The sequence below is a fragment of the Hydrogenophaga sp. 2FB genome, assembly GCF_005503365.1.
GTDB lineage: Bacteria > Pseudomonadota > Gammaproteobacteria > Burkholderiales > Burkholderiaceae_C > Hydrogenophaga.
Genome location: NZ_SCML01000092.1, coordinates 1 through 14,090, shown reverse-complemented (window position 1 = coordinate 14,090; position 14,090 = coordinate 1). Strand labels below are relative to the sequence as shown.

General features: G+C 66.4%; 16 protein-coding genes. 14 read left to right on the top strand and 2 right to left on the bottom strand.

Annotated features, from left to right (window positions below; translation table 11 throughout):
• Positions 1 to 5 precede the first annotated feature (5 nt).
• The 11 genes from FFS09_RS29605 (at position 6) to FFS09_RS29555 (ending at position 10,397) form a co-directional block, all read left to right on the top strand.
• The gene (locus FFS09_RS29605) at positions 6 to 452 is read left to right on the top strand and encodes a DUF2069 domain-containing protein (RefSeq protein WP_137922486.1); all 447 of its coding nucleotides are present in this window, start codon (positions 6 to 8) and stop codon (positions 450 to 452) included.
• Positions 449 to 1,879, top strand: a complete 1,431-nt coding sequence (locus FFS09_RS29600; RefSeq protein WP_137922485.1) for an FAD-binding oxidoreductase — start codon at positions 449 to 451, stop codon at positions 1,877 to 1,879. Before FFS09_RS29605 ends, FFS09_RS29600 begins: the two co-directional genes overlap by 4 nt.
• Positions 1,876 to 2,802: a lytic transglycosylase domain-containing protein gene (locus tag FFS09_RS31465; RefSeq protein ID WP_137922484.1), complete on the top strand. Its 927-nt coding sequence runs from the start codon at positions 1,876 to 1,878 to the stop codon at positions 2,800 to 2,802. The genes FFS09_RS29600 and FFS09_RS31465 overlap by 4 nt, the downstream gene beginning before the upstream one ends.
• A 164-nt stretch (positions 2,803 to 2,966) precedes the next feature.
• A complete protein-coding gene (locus FFS09_RS29590) occupies positions 2,967 to 4,508 on the top strand; it encodes a class I adenylate-forming enzyme family protein (RefSeq protein ID WP_137922483.1) in 1,542 nt (513 codons plus the stop codon).
• Complete coding sequence (locus FFS09_RS29585) at positions 4,505 to 5,443, top strand: fumarylacetoacetate hydrolase family protein (RefSeq protein WP_137922482.1); 939 nt, start codon at positions 4,505 to 4,507, stop codon at positions 5,441 to 5,443. Before FFS09_RS29590 ends, FFS09_RS29585 begins: the two co-directional genes overlap by 4 nt.
• 43 nt (positions 5,444 to 5,486) lie before the next feature.
• Positions 5,487 to 6,434: an ABC transporter substrate-binding protein gene (locus tag FFS09_RS29580; RefSeq protein ID WP_171020268.1), complete on the top strand. Its 948-nt coding sequence runs from the start codon at positions 5,487 to 5,489 to the stop codon at positions 6,432 to 6,434.
• A 40-nt stretch (positions 6,435 to 6,474) separates the two neighbouring features.
• Entirely contained in the window at positions 6,475 to 7,245 is a 771-nt protein-coding gene (locus FFS09_RS29575; RefSeq protein WP_137922480.1) for an ABC transporter ATP-binding protein, read from the top strand.
• A gap of 1 nt (position 7,246) precedes the next feature.
• On the top strand, positions 7,247 to 8,023 hold the full coding sequence (locus tag FFS09_RS29570) for an ABC transporter permease (protein ID WP_212745180.1): 777 nt from the start codon (positions 7,247 to 7,249) through the stop codon (positions 8,021 to 8,023).
• Positions 8,020 to 8,784: an ABC transporter permease gene (locus FFS09_RS29565; protein WP_137922479.1), complete on the top strand. Its 765-nt coding sequence runs from the start codon at positions 8,020 to 8,022 to the stop codon at positions 8,782 to 8,784. The genes FFS09_RS29570 and FFS09_RS29565 overlap by 4 nt, the downstream gene beginning before the upstream one ends.
• Positions 8,785 to 8,823: 39 nt before the next feature.
• Entirely contained in the window at positions 8,824 to 9,837 is a 1,014-nt protein-coding gene (locus FFS09_RS29560; RefSeq protein ID WP_137922478.1) for an MBL fold metallo-hydrolase, read from the top strand.
• A gap of 29 nt (positions 9,838 to 9,866) precedes the next feature.
• Positions 9,867 to 10,397 carry a cupin domain-containing protein gene (locus FFS09_RS29555; RefSeq protein WP_137922477.1) on the top strand — a complete coding sequence of 177 codons (531 nt, stop codon included), beginning with the start codon at positions 9,867 to 9,869 and terminating at the stop codon, positions 10,395 to 10,397.
• A 4-nt stretch (positions 10,398 to 10,401) separates the two neighbouring features.
• Here FFS09_RS29555 and FFS09_RS29550 read toward each other — a convergent pair whose 3' ends face one another.
• A complete protein-coding gene (locus FFS09_RS29550; protein ID WP_137922476.1) occupies positions 10,402 to 10,980 on the bottom strand; it encodes a PAS and helix-turn-helix domain-containing protein in 579 nt (192 codons plus the stop codon).
• Between the two features lie 102 nt (positions 10,981 to 11,082).
• Between FFS09_RS29550 and FFS09_RS29545 the strand changes: the two genes are divergently transcribed.
• The 3 genes from FFS09_RS29545 to FFS09_RS29535 are packed head-to-tail and all read left to right on the top strand — an operon-like array spanning position 11,083 to position 13,314.
• A complete protein-coding gene (locus FFS09_RS29545; protein WP_137922475.1) occupies positions 11,083 to 11,895 on the top strand; it encodes a thymidylate synthase in 813 nt (270 codons plus the stop codon).
• Positions 11,892 to 12,803 carry a DMT family transporter gene (locus FFS09_RS29540; protein WP_137922474.1) on the top strand — a complete coding sequence of 304 codons (912 nt, stop codon included), beginning with the start codon at positions 11,892 to 11,894 and terminating at the stop codon, positions 12,801 to 12,803. The genes FFS09_RS29545 and FFS09_RS29540 overlap by 4 nt, the downstream gene beginning before the upstream one ends.
• 4 nt (positions 12,804 to 12,807) lie before the next feature.
• Positions 12,808 to 13,314, top strand: a complete 507-nt coding sequence (locus FFS09_RS29535; RefSeq protein WP_137922473.1) for a dihydrofolate reductase — start codon at positions 12,808 to 12,810, stop codon at positions 13,312 to 13,314.
• An 18-nt stretch (positions 13,315 to 13,332) separates the two neighbouring features.
• On the opposite strand, the gene FFS09_RS29530 is transcribed toward FFS09_RS29535, so the two are convergent.
• Positions 13,333 to 13,998 carry a helix-turn-helix transcriptional regulator gene (locus tag FFS09_RS29530; protein ID WP_137922472.1) on the bottom strand — a complete coding sequence of 222 codons (666 nt, stop codon included), beginning with the start codon at positions 13,996 to 13,998 and terminating at the stop codon, positions 13,333 to 13,335.
• Positions 13,999 to 14,090 lie beyond the last annotated feature (92 nt).

The window sequence follows — 14,090 nt, the reverse complement described above, 5'->3', positions numbered from 1 at the left end:
CTGCCATGCCCACCTCCTCCCCCTCTGCATCCCCTTCCGTGTCTCCCGCGACGGAGCCCTCTTTCGCCTTGCGCGGCACGCGCTGGCTCGCCGTGGGCAGCCTGATCGGCCTGATCGTGCTCGGCCTGGCCTGGGAGTTGTGGCTGGCGCCGCTGCGCGAAGGCGGCTCCTGGTGGGCCATCAAGGTGCTGCCCCTGACCATTCCGCTGGCCGGTCTGTTGAAGAACCGCATGTACACCTACCGCTGGGTGAGCCTGCTGGTGTGGCTGTATTTCACCGAAGGCGTGGTGCGCGCCACCAGCGAATCGGGCACCTCGGCCTGGCTCGCCGCCCTGGAAGTGCTGCTGTGCGTGGCGCTGTTCGTGGCCTGCGCGCTGCACGTGCGCATGCGCCTGCGCGCGGCCGGCAAGGAAGCGGTGGCGGCCGACGTGGCCCGTTCCGCACGGCCATGAGCGTTGACCTGCTGACCGCGCTGCACCAGGCCGTGGGGCCGTCGCAGGTGCTCACCCACGACGACCCCGACACCGACCTCTCCGCCTGGGAACAGGACTGGCGCAAACGCGCCCACGGTCGCGCACTGGCCGTGGTGCGCCCGGGCAACACCGCCGAAGTGGCGGCCGTGGTGCGCGCCTGCGCGGCCGCGGGTGCGAGCCTCGTGCCGCAGGGCGGCAACACCGGTCTGGTGGTGGGCTCCGTGCCCGACGACACTGGCACGCAGGTGGTGCTGAGCCTCACGCGCATGAACGCGGTGCGCCACATCGACCCGGCCAACCTCACCTTCACGGTCGAGGCGGGTTGTGTGCTGCAGTCGCTGCAAGAGACCGCGGAAAAGGCCGGTTTTCTGTTTCCCCTGAGCCTGGCGGCCGAAGGCAGCTGCACCATCGGGGGCAACCTGGCCACTAACGCCGGCGGTACCCAGGTGCTGCGCTACGGCAATGCGCGCGAACTCTGCCTGGGCCTGGAGGTGGTGACCGCGCAAGGCGCCGTGTGGAACGGCCTGTCGGGCCTGCGCAAGGACAACACCGGCTACGACCTGCGCGACCTGTTCATCGGCAGCGAAGGCAGCCTGGGGGTGATCACCGCGGCCACGCTCAAGCTGTATCCGCTGCCCGCCGCGCAGCTCACCGCCTGGGCGGCGGTGCCCACGCTGGACGCCGCCGTGGCGCTGCTCGGCCTGGCGCAACAGCACCTCGGCGCAGGGCTCACCGGCTTCGAGGTGATGGGGCAGTTCGCGCTCAGCATTGTGGACAAACATTTCCCTGCGCTGCGCGTGCCGCTGTGGCAGGACACACCGTACTGCGTGCTGCTGGAAAACAGCGACAACGAGTCGGAGGAACATGCTCGCGCCCAGTTCGAGCGCCTGCTGGAAACCGCCTTCGAGCAAGGCCTGGTGAGCGACGCGGTGGTGGCCGAGAGCCTGGCGCAGGCGCATGGCTTGTGGCACATCCGCGAGAGCATTCCACTGGCGCAGGCCGAAGAGGGGCTGAACATCAAGCACGACATCAGCATCCCGGTCTCGCGCATCCCGGCCTTCTGCGCCGAGACGGACGCTTTGCTGCAGCGCGAGATCCCGGGCGTGCGCCTGGTGAACTTTGGTCACCTGGGCGACGGCAATCTGCACTACAACGTACAAGCTCCCGCCGGCGAAGATGCCAAAAAGTTCCTGAATTTGCAGGAATCGCGGGTGAACGATCTGGTGTTCGGCGCGGTGGCTCGCTACGATGGCTCCATCAGTGCCGAGCACGGTGTTGGCAGCCTCAAGGCCGACCATCTGCCCCACTACAAAGACCCGGTGGCTCTGGGTCTGATGCGGTCCATCAAACAAGCGCTGGACCCCCACAACCTCATGAACCCCGGTCGCGTGCTCTCCCGCCCATGAACCTCCGCCCTTTCACCGTCCGATTGCTGCTCGCGCTGGCTGTGGCCACCGCGGTATCGGCGCACGCGGCGACGGTGGATGTCGAACAGCGCCAGGCCTGGCGCGAACAGGCACAAGGGCTTGAGCATGGCGAAGGCGTGGCGCGCAACACCGATGCCGCCATCGCGCTCTACTGCCGCGCCGCACTGGCGGGCGATGCGGTGTCGGCCTACAACCTGGGCTGGATGTACGCCAACGGACGCGGCACACCGCGCCACGATGGATACGCCGCGCACTGGTTCGCGCGCGCCGCCCTGCTCGGCGACACGCAAGCCGAAGCCATGTTCCACCGCGTGGGCGCACAGGCCGACAAACCCGACTGCGTGCTGCAGGCCGAGCGCGGGGACCAACTGCGCGCCGAGGGGGAGAAAAAACTCGCCGAAGCCGAGGCCCTCACCACGCGCTACCGCGAGCTGGTGAACACGCCCGAAGAGCAGCGCATCATGAAGATCGTCTACAAGCTCGCGCCGCAATTCGGCATCGAGCCCGGGCTGGCCTTCGCGGTGATCCGCGCCGAATCCAACTTCAACGTGAACGCCCTGTCGGACAAGAACGCGCAGGGCCTGATGCAGCTGATCCCCGAAACCGCCGCGCGCTTTGCCGTGCGCAAGCCCTTCGACCCGGAGCAGAACATCCGCGGCGGCCTGTCGTACCTGCGCTGGCTGCTGGCCTACTTCAAGGGCAACGTGCCGCTGGTGCTCGCGGCCTACAACGCGGGCGAAGGCACGGTGGACCGTTACCGTGGCGTGCCGCCCTATCCCGAGACGCAGGGCTACATCAAGCGCATCCAGCAGGTCTTTTCCCTGCAAACGCATCCCTTCGACGAGCGCGTCACCGCGCCGTCGCCGGTGCTGACCAAAGTCACCACCTCCGTCGGCCGCTGAGCGCCGGCCCCGCGTGCCGCGCACGCGAATGTCCCCGCATTGGTAGTTACCCCATGGGGTAGTCCTACGACTATCACGCGCCGCGCGCCGTTCCTAGAATTTTTGGAACCACAAGCCATGTGCCGCACCCCGGCAGCACACAAGGCAACAGGAGACAAAGTTCCATGAACGTCGCTCGACTGCTCACGCGCTCGGCCAGGACTTTTCCCGACCAGGAAGCGGTGCTCGTGGGTGCGCGCGTGTGGTGCAACTACCGCGAGCTGGAGCGCCGTTCCGGCGCCTTGGGCGCTTGCCTGAAAGAGCGCATGGGCCTGCAAGCGGGCGACCGCGTCGCCCTCCTTCTGCACAACTGCCCGCAGTACCTGGAGATCCTGTACGCCGCCTGGACCGCCGGGCTCGTGGTGGTACCGATCAACCACAAGCTGCATGCGCGCGAGGTCGAATACATCCTGACCGACAGTGGTGCGCGAGCGCTGTTCACATCGGCCGACCTCGCTGTGGATCTGCAACCCGATCCCCAGGCCCTGGTGGCCGTGATCGACGTGGACGCGCCCGGCTACGAGCCCCTGGTCGCGGGCGAAACGATGGAGCCCCTGCACCGCACCCCCGACGACATCGCCTGGCTGTTCTACACCTCGGGCACCACCGGGCGCCCCAAGGGGGTGATGCAGACGCACCGCAACCTGCTCTCGATGGCGCTGTGCTACTTCGCGGACGTGGACCCGGTGCAGCGCGGCGATGCGAGCCTGTACGCCGCGCCCATGTCGCACGGCGCGGGCCTCTACAACATTCCGCACGTGATGGCCGGCGCGCGCCACGTGATCCCGGAGTCCGGCGGCTTCGACCCCGACGAAATCCTCGCGCTGGCCCGTGAGCTTCGCGACGTGTCGATGTTCGCCGCGCCCACGATGGTGAAACGCCTGGTCGAGAGCGCGGTGGCGCGCGGCCTGGACGGCGACGGCATCAAGACCATCGTCTACGGCGGCGGGCCGATGTACGCAGCCGACATCGAACAGGCGATCGCCGTCATGGGGCCGCGCTTCGTGCAGATCTACGGCCAGGGCGAGTGCCCGATGGCAATCACCGCGCTCTCGCGCGACCACCTCGGCAACCGCGCGCACCCGCGCCATGCGCAGCGCATGGGCTCGGTGGGCGTGGCGCAGAGCAGCGTGGAAATCCGCGTCGCGCAAGCCGACGGCACACCGCTGCCCTTCGGCGAAACCGGCGAAATCCTGGTGCGCGGCGATCCGGTGATGTCGGGCTACTGGCGCAACGCGGAAGCCACCGACCACACGCTGCGTGGCGGCTGGCTGCACACGGGTGACATCGGCGAACTCGATGCCGACGGTTTCCTCTCGCTCAAAGACCGCTCCAAGGACATGATCATCAGCGGCGGCTCCAACATCTACCCGCGCGAGGTCGAAGAAGTGCTGCTGCGCCACCCCTGCATACGCGAGGTGGCGGTGATCGGCCGCCCGCACGGCGAATGGGGCGAAGAGGTGGTGGCCTACGTGGTGCCGCGCCCTGGCCAGACGCTGGACACCGGCGAACTCGACGCGCTCTGCCTTGCGAACATCGCGCGCTTCAAGCGCCCGCGCCACTACCGATTGCTCGACGAACTGCCCAAGAACAGCTACGGCAAGGTGCTCAAGACCGCTCTGCGGGACCTGGGCGAATCCCCCAACGACAGGAGACACAACACATGAAACTGGTCACATTCGATTTGCCCGGCGGCCAACGCCACATCGGCGCCATGCTCGCAGGCGAGCAGCGCGTGGTGGACTTCACCGCGTCGTCGACGTCACCCGCCATGCGCGACATGCTGGCCTTGATCGACGGCGGCGAAGCGGCGCTGAAAGAAGCGCGGCAGTTGCTGGACAAGGTCGCCGTCACGCACGCATTGGCCGACGTGAAGCTGGCCGCGCCGCTGCCCGAGCCGCGCCAGATGCGCGACTTCCTGTGTTTCGAAAAACACTTCCGCCAGGCGCGCGCCAACCGCCACCTGTTCGGCGCCACCGACGGCGAGCGCGACCCGGCGAAGGTGGAAATTCCGCCGGTCTGGTACGAAGAGCCGATCTACTACAAGTGCAACCGCTTCTCGGTGGTGGGCACGGGCACGGACATCGTCAACCCGGCCTACTGCCAGATGCTCGACTACGAGCTGGAGTTCGCCGCCATCCTCGGCAAGGGCGGCAAGAACATCCGCAAGGAAGACGCGCGCTCGCACATCTTCGGCTACCTGATCTTCAACGACGTGAGCGCGCGCGACCAGCAAATGAAAGAAATGGGGGGTTCGCTCGGCCCCACCAAGGGCAAGGACTTCGATACCGGCAACGTGCTCGGCCCCTGGCTCGTCACCGCCGACGAGGTGGGCGACCCCTACAACCTCACCATGGTCGCGCGCGTCAACGGCGAAGAATGGTCGCGCGGCAACAGCGGCGAAATGCACCACCGCTTCGAAGACGTGCTGGTCCACGCCTCGCGCGACGAGACCTTGTACGCAGGCGAGTTTTTTGGTTCAGGCACGGTCGGCAGCGGATGCGGACTGGAACTGGGCCGATTCCTGAAACACGGCGATGTGGTCGAGCTGGAGATCCAGAAGCTCGGCCTGCTCAAGAACCGTGTCGTGTTCCGTCAGTGACAGTGTTCGTTCCCCAACCGAAAAAACCAACTGGAGACAAGCCATGTTTCACTTTCCCGTGACCCTGCGTTCCCTTGTGCGCACCCTCGCGGCGGCCACGCTGCTGAGCGCCGCTGCCGCCCCCGTGTGGGCGCAGAAAATCGTCTACGGTTTCTCGGCGTCCACCGCGTTCGCCAACGCCTTCGTCGCCGCCAACGAAGGCATCTTCAAGAAGCACGGGCTGGACGTGGAGATGAAGCTGGTGCCCAACTCGGCCACCACGCCCGCGGCGCTGATGGCGGGCAGCCTGCAGATCGCCACGCCCACCGCGCCCAACACCATGCAGGCCGTGGAACAGGGGCTGGACCTCGTGGTGCTCGCTGGCGGCGGCTACTACACCAAGGGCATGGAAGACGTGGCCATCATGGTGCAGCCCAACAGCCCCATCAAGACCGCGAAGGACTTCGAAGGCAAGCGCGTCTCCACCCCCGGCCTCAACGCCTTCCTGCACGTGCTGTTCCGCAAATGGATGGCCGAGAACGGTGGTGACTACAAGAAGGTGACCTTCACCGAAAACGCCTTCGCGCAGTCCGTGGACGTGCTGCGCAACGGCCAGGTCGACGGCATCCTCGCAGTGCAGCCCTTCCTTTCGCGCGCCCAGGAAACCAACGCCGGTCGCGTGGTCGCTTACTACATCTCCGCGCTCGAAGGCGAGGTGCAGTCGGGCTGGCACGTGGCCAACCGCAAGTGGGCCGACGCCAACCCCAAGCAGGTCGCGGCCTTCCGCGCCGCCATTGAAGAAGCCTCGGCGCTCGCGGCGAAAGACCCGGCGGTGGTGCGCAAGGCCAACCTGGTCTACATCCCCTTCCCGCCCGAAGTGCAGGCCAAGTTCCCCGACCCGAAGTTCCGCCCCGTGATCACGCCCGAAGTCGTGCAGAACTGGAACAAGATCATGATGGACCAGGACATGCTGAAGAAGCCGATCGACCCGGCCAAGCTGATCTACAAGTGACGTGCCCTTCCCTCCACTCGGACCACAAGGCCCCCACTGCATGAGCCAAGCCAATGCCCCCATCCTGTCCGTCTCCGGACTGGACTTCACCGTGGGCTCCCTCAACATCCTGAACGGCATTTCGCTCACGGTGCATGAGAAGGAGTTCGTCTGTATCGTCGGCGCCTCGGGCTGCGGCAAGACCACGCTGCTGCGCCTGATGGGTGGCTTGCTGAGCCCCACGAAGGGGCAGGTCCAGTACCGGGGCCGCGCGATCGACGGGCCCGACCCCGAGCTCGCGGTGGTGTTCCAGGACTACGGGCGTGCCCTGCTGCCCTGGCGCACCGTGGCGGGCAATGTGGAACTGGCGCTGGAGGCGCGCCGCGTGCCGAAGCACGAGCGCGCGCCCATCATCCGCGACATGCTGGAACGCGTGGGCCTGGCCGAGCGCGCGGACGCCTACCCGATTCAGCTCTCCGGCGGCATGCAGCAGCGCCTGCAGATCGCGCGCTGCATGGCGCAGAAGCCGCAGGTGCTGCTGATGGACGAACCCTTCGGCGCGCTCGACGCGATGACGCGGCAGACGCTGCAGGACGAGGTGGCGCGGCTGTGCGCGGATGCGGGCGTGACGGTGGTCTTCATCACGCACGATCTGGAAGAAGCGATCTACCTCGGCGACCGCGTGATCTCGATGGACAAGCACCCAGGGCGTTTGTCGGAGACGATGACGATCGACCTGGAGCGCCCACGCAACCAGCTCACCACGCGCGAGGACGCACGCTTCCTGGCCTACCGCCACCGCCTCTTCAATTTGCTGCCACCGGGGCACTGATATGAACACAACGATGACCCGTGTGTTCAAGGGCCTGTTGTTCCCCGCAGCGGTCCTCATCTTCTGGGAGTTCGCGGCTCGCTCGGGCATGCTCAAAGCGGAAAGCCTGTCGTCACCGAGCGCGATCTTCAAAGCGGCGGTGGGCGTCGTGGCCGATGGCAGCCTGTTCAAGGCCGCGCTGGAAACCTTCGGCGGCGCGGTCGGCGGTCTCGTCGTGGGCGCGGTCGCCGGCATTCTGGTGGGCGTGGCCTTTGGCCTCTCACAGATCACGTCGCAACTCATGCGCGTGTCCACCGAAGCGCTGCGCCCCATTCCCTCGGTGGCGCTGATTCCATTGGCGCTGCTGATCCACGGCTACGGTTTCAAGATGGAGAGCAGCGTGGTGGCCTTCTCCTGCTTCTGGCCGTTGCTGATCATCACCGAGAGCGCGGTGCGCGGCATCGAGCCGCGCTTGCTGGAAGTGGCGCGCGTGCTCAACTTCGGCCTGCGCGAGCGCGTCACCAAGATCATCCTGCCCGCCGCGCTGCCGCGCATCTTCGTCGGCCTGCGGCTGGCGGCCGCGGTGTCGCTGGTGGTGGCGGTCACGGTGGAGATCACGGCCAACCCGATGGGCCTGGGCTACGCGCTGATCGTGGCGCAGGAGAGCATGCGGCCCGACCGCGTGTTCGCCTTCATCGGCTGGATCGGCCTCATCGGCTGGGCGCTCAACGCCTCGCTGCTGCGCGCGCAGCAGCGCTGGTTCGGGCGCATGGGCAACTGGGCGGAGCAATCGTCATGAAGCGTCACAACAGCATCCTGATGTGGTTCGCCAGCCTGGGCGTGCTCGCCGCGCTGGTGGGCCTGTGGCAACTCGCCGCGCACCTGGAACTGGTGTCGCCGGTGTTCTTCCCGGCACCGCTGCGCAGCTTCGAGTCGCTGTGGGACCAGATGGGCACAGCGGACTTCTGGCTGGCGTTTCGCGAAACGCTCTCGCGCATGGCGATGGGCTTCGTCACCGCGTCGATCGCGGGCGTGGCGCTGGGCGCGGCCATTGGCCTTTCGCCCCGGCTGCGCGCCTACATCGAGCCCACGCTGGAGCTGATCCGCCCGCTGCCGGCCTCCGCGATGATCCCGGTCTTCGTGCTGTTGATCGGCCTGAACGACCGCATGATCGTGACCACGATCGCGTTCTCGTCGCTCTGGCCGGTGCTGCTCAACACGGTGCACGGCTTCAAGACGGTGGAGCCCCGGCTGGTCGAGGTGGCGCGCATCCTGCACCTGTCCAAGCTGGAGATGGTATGGAAGATCGCCCTGCCCAACGCCATGCCCGACATCTTCGCGGGCCTGCGGCTGGCGCTCACGGTCTCGCTCATCCTCGCGGTGGTGGCCGAGATGCTGGCCGGCACCATCGGCCTGGGCCAGAACATCACGCTGGCCGCGCGCTCGTTCCGCAGCGCCGACCTGTATGCCGGGATCATCGTGCTCGGCGCCATCGGCTACGCCACCAACATCCTGTTGCAGCGCGCGGAGCAATACCTGCTGCGCTGGCGCACGCCCTGACCTCCATCCGCCCCGTTCACCCAACCAAGGAGACAACCCATGAAATGGCAATACACCAAGGGACTGCACGACATCGGCAACGGCAACTACGCCTGGCTCCTGCCCGACGGCACCTGGGGCTGGAGCAACGCCGGCCTGGTGACCGACAGCGGCGAGTCGCTGCTGGTCGACACGCTGTTCGACCTCAAGCTCACGCGCGAGATGCTGCACGCCATGCGCAACGCCGTGCCCGAGGCGCTGGACATCGGCCAGGTGGTGAACACCCACGCCAACGGCGACCACTACTTCGGCAACCAGCTGGTGGCCGACTCGGAGATCATCGTCTCGCAGGCCTGCGCGGACGAAATGCGCGAGCACCCACCCGAAAAGTTGATCGACCGTTTCCGCAACTACAAGGAACTGGGCGACGGCGGCGAATTCCTCATGAAAGCCATGGGCCGCGTGTTCGACTTTCGCGGCATCGTCTACACCCCACCCACCAAAACCTTCAGCGGCGAGATCGACCTGAAGGTGGGCAACAAGACGGTAAAGCTCGTGGAAGTGGGACCGGCGCACACCAAGGGCGATGTGCTGGCCTACATCCCCGAAGACAAGATCGTCTACACCGGTGACATCCTGTTCAACGGCGGCCACCCCATCGTGTGGGCCGGCCCGGTGGACAACTGGATCCGCGCCTGCGACCTCATGCTCGGCTGGGACGTGGACGTGGTCGTGCCGGGCCACGGCCCGATCACCGACAAAACGGGCGTGCGCGCGCTCAAGCACTACCTGGAATACGTGAAGGCCGAGGCGCGCAAACGCTACGACCAGGGCATGACGCTCGAACAGGCGGTGGACGACATCTCGCTGCGCGAATTCAATTCGTGGACCGATGCCGAACGCATCTACGTGACCGTGAACAACCTGTACCAGGAGTTCAGCGGCGACACCTCGCCACCGGATTCCATCAAGCTCTTCGGCCTGATGGCGCACTACGAAGAACGCCAGCGCAAGCTGCATGGCAACGTCATCGGTTGTGGGCCGAACTGCAACCATGCCGGCCACAACCACTGACCCTTCATCCACCTCACGGAGACACACACATGGCCTGGAGAATCCGCCGCGTCGTGACCGGGCATGACGCCCAGGGTCGCTCGACCTTCATCATGGATGGCCTCGCGCCCAACATCAAGGAAATGGCGTCGATGCCCGGCGTGGCCTTGACCGACCTGTGGGAGACCACCACCGCACCCGCCGACAACACCGGCACGGCGGACGCCGCCGAGCGCCCGGTGAAGCTGGAGCCGCCGCAGGTGGGCAGCATCCTGCGCATCGTGGAGTTCCCGCCCGACACCATGTGGAAAGGCGCGGACGCGGCCAAGGCCTTCGAGTCGATTGGCGCGGGGCACGCACCCGACAAGCATTCGGACGACCCGATGCGCCACAAGACCAGCACCATCGACTACATCATCGTGCTCAAGGGCGAGATCCACGCCATTCTCGACACCGGCGAAACGCTGCTCAAGGCCGGGGACATCCTGGTGCAGCGCGGCACCGTGCATTCGTGGAGCGTGCGCGGCACGGAGCCCTGCATCGTCGCGGCCATTCTGATCGGCGCGACGCCGCACCCCTGAACCTTCAAGGCGAGGGCGGCATCCCGAGGATGCGGGCGATCAGCTCGCCGGTGGAGTTCACGTCCAGCTTTCGCATCAGGCGCATGCGGTGCGCCTCCACCGTGCGGTGGCTGACGTTGAGGTCCTTGGCGATCTGCTTGCTGGTCAGGCCCGTGATCACGCGCGCCGCTATCTCGCGTTCGCGCGCGGTGAGCGGCGCGTTCATCGGGCGGCTGTCGCTGATGTCGTCGAATACCCAGATCACCGAGGCAAAGGGCGACTCGGGCGTGAAGGACCGGCCCGACACCGAGCACCAGAACATGCGCCCGTTGGCGTGCCGCATGATGCGCTGGTCGCGGTGGTTGCCGGTCTGGCGCATGCTCGCCACCCAGGTCTCGCCAATGTGCTCGAACTCCTCGTGCGAGGGGTACAGCATCTCGGTGGATTTCCCCACCAGCGCGCTCACCGGGTAACCGAACATCGCCGACATGGCGCGGTTGCAGCGTTCGATGATGCGCTGGTGCGTGACCATCAGCCCCACCGGCGCGAACTCGAAGATCATTTCGGGTTCGGCGATGGAATCGGCAAGGGTCTTCTGGATCATCCGTGTGTCTCGCTCTGTCTCGGTTTTTCGGGCGATTATGGCGTGTGGGTTCTCGATGCCCCGGTTCCACCCGGGACAGCCGGAACGGGCACAATTCCCCCCATGACCGACCGCCCCATCCGCTCCCAGTACGAAGACTTCATGCGCCACGTCTACACGACTGGCGTGCAAAAAACCGACCGCACCGGCACCGGCACCACCAGCGTGTTCGGCCACCAGATGCGCTTCGACCTGAACGAAGGCTTCCCGCTGGTGACCACGAAAAAAGTATTCACCAAGGCCATCATCGTCGAGCTGCTGTGGTTCCTGCGCGGGGACAGCAATGTGAAGTGGTTGCAGGAACGCGGCTGCACCATCTGGGACGAATGGGCGCGCGACGACGGCGACCTGGGCCCGGTGTACGGCGTGCAATGGCGCAACTGGCCCGCGCCCGACGGCCGCCACATCGACCAGATCACCGAGGTGGTCAAGCAGCTCAAGACCAACCCGGACTCGCGCCGCATCATCGTGAGCGCCTGGAACGTGGCCGACCTGAACAAGATGGCGCTCATGCCCTGCCACGCGTTCTTCCAGTTTTACGTGGCCGACGGCAAGCTCAGCTGCCAGCTCTACCAGCGCAGCGCCGACATCTTCCTGGGTGTGCCGTTCAACATCGCCAGCTACGCGCTGCTCACGCACATGCTGGCGCAGCAGTGCGACCTGGAAGTCGGCGAGTTCATCTGGACCGGTGGCGATTGCCACATCTACAGCAACCACCACGAGCAGGTGGAAACGCAGCTCGCGCGCGCGCCACACCCCTACCCCACGCTGCGCATCAAACGCCGTCCGGCGTCGATCTTCGACTACGAGCTCGACGACTTCGAGATCCTCGACTACCAGCACCACCCGGCCATCAAAGCCCCGGTCGCGGTGTGATCTCCCGCCGCCAGCTCTGGGCCTTGCTCGCGCTCACGCTCATGTGGGGCGTGAACTGGCCCATGATGAAGCTCTCGCTGCAGGAGCTCACGCCGCTGTATTTCCGCGCCAGCACCATGATGCTGGGCGCGCTCTGGCTGTTCGCCTATGTGGCGCGCAAGGGCGAGCGCATGCGCCCCAACCGCGCCGAATGGATCACCATTGCGTGGCTGGGCCTGCCCAATGTGCTGGGCTGGCACACGCTCTCGATCTTCGGGGTGCAGGAACTGGCTTCGGGCCGTGCGGCCATTCTGGGCTTCACCATGCCGATCTTCACCGTGCTGATCGGCGCGGCGTTCTTCGGCGAGCGCATCACGCCGCGCGTGCGCCTGGCGGTGGTCTGCGCGGCCATTGCCATCGGCCTGCTGCTGTGGCACGAGCTGCAAAGCCTGAGCGGGCGCCCTGTGGGCATCGCCTGGATGCTGGGTGCGGCCTTCTGCTGGGGCGTGGGCACGCTGCAGTTCCGCCGCGCACACCTCACGCTCTCGCCAATGGTGGTCACGGTCTGGATGCTGCTGCTCGGCAGCGCCGTGGTCTGGGTGTTGGCGCTGGCGCTGGAACCCGTGCCCGTGCCGTCGCGCTTCTCGCTGCCGATGTGGATCAGCCTGGTCTATGGCGTGTTCATCAACTACGGCGTGGCGCAGCTGATCTGGTTCGGCATGGCGCGCAACCTGCCACCGGCCACCAGCGCGATGAGCGTGATGGCGATTCCGCTGGTGGGCACGCTCAGCGCCACTTTCATCGTGGGCGAGGTGCCGCACTGGCAGGACTGGGTGGCGATCGCGTTCGTGATGATGGCGATTGCCAGCGTGCTCTGGCCCTCGCGCGGTGCAACAGCGGCGGCACAGACGGCGCCAGCTGCACAATAAGCGCATGGCCGATCAATCCAAGACACGACTGCACCTCATCTTCGCCCGCGCCGCCAACGGCGTGATCGGCAAGGACAACGCGCTGCCCTGGCACCTGCCGGAAGACATGGCGCATTTCAAGCGCACCACTCTCGGCCATCCGGTGATCATGGGTCGCAAGACCTGGGACTCGTTGCCGCCAAGGTTCCGCCCGCTGCCCGGCCGGCTCAATATCGTCGTCACACGTGATGCGAACTGGCAAGCCGAAGGCGCCACCCGCGCCACCTCACTGGAAGACGCCACGTCCTTGTGCCCCGAAGGCGCGGACGCCTGGGTGATCGGCGGCGCACAGATTTACGCCGCGGCCTTGCCGCTGGCACACACCGCCGAAGTCACCGAGATCGCGCAGGACTTCGAGGGCGATGCCTTCGCACCCACGTTCGGCCCTGGATGGGCGGAGGTTCGGCGCGAAACCCACACCGCGGCCAACGGCCTGCCCTTTGCCTTCGTCAGCTACGCACGGCAACGCTGACCGGCAGCCAAACGCACATCACCGGCCTCGCGACAGCTCGATGCGGTACACACAGCGCGACGCACCGGCGAGCACATGCTGCTCGCGCGTGACGCGGCTGTCACCGCCAACGATGTCCTGGAACAGCGACAACTCCGAGCGGCAGAAGCCCTGGCAACTGCGTGCCGCGGCACAGATCGGGCAGTGGTCCTCGATCAACAACCAGTCCTTGCCGTCGCGCTCGACGCGCGCCATGTAGCCCTCTTCGCTGCGCACCGCGGCGAGCTGCGCCAGGCGCTGCGCCACGGTCTTGCCGTTGCAGCGCTGCTGGTACAGCGTGCGGGCGTCGGCTTCGCGCTGCGAGATCAGCCGGTCCAGACCTTGTTCACCGAACAGCTGGCGCACCGTGCCGATCAGCTGCACCGTGAGCTGCGCATGGGTGTCGGGAAAACGGCGGTTGCCGGCCTCCGTCAGCGCCCAGTTCTGGCGCGGCCGGCCCACACCGGCAGCCGCTTCCAACTGACCTTCGAGCAAGCCACCCGCGACCAGTTTCTGCACCTGCTGGCGCGCCGCCTCGGGCGTCAAATCCAGCGCCTGCGCCAGGCGGGCGGCCGAGGTCGGCCCCTTGGACTTGATCAGAAACAGGATGCGATCCGCCGTCGGCGATGCCCCTGAATTCTCCAACTCTTTACTTGCATAAATCATGACACAACCTTAATATGCAAACATTAACTTGGATATTATCCGCGTCGCCCCGCCCTGTCGAACAAGAACCATGTCCACCCTCACCGCGCCCC

Excerpts from the sequence above, each read along its gene's own strand:
- FFS09_RS29605 (WP_137922486.1), top strand. The coding sequence starts at position 6 with ATGCCCACCTCCTCCCCCTCTGCATCCCCTTCCGTGTCTCCCGCGACG.
- FFS09_RS29600 (WP_137922485.1), top strand. The coding sequence starts at position 449 with ATGAGCGTTGACCTGCTGACCGCGCTGCACCAGGCCGTGGGGCCGTCG.
- FFS09_RS31465 (WP_137922484.1), top strand. The coding sequence starts at position 1,876 with ATGAACCTCCGCCCTTTCACCGTCCGATTGCTGCTCGCGCTGGCTGTG.
- FFS09_RS29590 (WP_137922483.1), top strand. The coding sequence starts at position 2,967 with ATGAACGTCGCTCGACTGCTCACGCGCTCGGCCAGGACTTTTCCCGAC.
- FFS09_RS29585 (WP_137922482.1), top strand. The coding sequence starts at position 4,505 with ATGAAACTGGTCACATTCGATTTGCCCGGCGGCCAACGCCACATCGGC.
- FFS09_RS29580 (WP_171020268.1), top strand. The coding sequence starts at position 5,487 with ATGTTTCACTTTCCCGTGACCCTGCGTTCCCTTGTGCGCACCCTCGCG.
- FFS09_RS29575 (WP_137922480.1), top strand. The coding sequence starts at position 6,475 with ATGAGCCAAGCCAATGCCCCCATCCTGTCCGTCTCCGGACTGGACTTC.
- FFS09_RS29570 (WP_212745180.1), top strand. The coding sequence starts at position 7,247 with ATGAACACAACGATGACCCGTGTGTTCAAGGGCCTGTTGTTCCCCGCA.
- FFS09_RS29565 (WP_137922479.1), top strand. The coding sequence starts at position 8,020 with ATGAAGCGTCACAACAGCATCCTGATGTGGTTCGCCAGCCTGGGCGTG.
- FFS09_RS29560 (WP_137922478.1), top strand. The coding sequence starts at position 8,824 with ATGAAATGGCAATACACCAAGGGACTGCACGACATCGGCAACGGCAAC.
- FFS09_RS29555 (WP_137922477.1), top strand. The coding sequence starts at position 9,867 with ATGGCCTGGAGAATCCGCCGCGTCGTGACCGGGCATGACGCCCAGGGT.
- FFS09_RS29550 (WP_137922476.1), bottom strand. The coding sequence starts at position 10,980 with ATGATCCAGAAGACCCTTGCCGATTCCATCGCCGAACCCGAAATGATC.
- FFS09_RS29545 (WP_137922475.1), top strand. The coding sequence starts at position 11,083 with ATGACCGACCGCCCCATCCGCTCCCAGTACGAAGACTTCATGCGCCAC.
- FFS09_RS29535 (WP_137922473.1), top strand. The coding sequence starts at position 12,808 with ATGGCCGATCAATCCAAGACACGACTGCACCTCATCTTCGCCCGCGCC.
- FFS09_RS29530 (WP_137922472.1), bottom strand. The coding sequence starts at position 13,998 with ATGATTTATGCAAGTAAAGAGTTGGAGAATTCAGGGGCATCGCCGACG.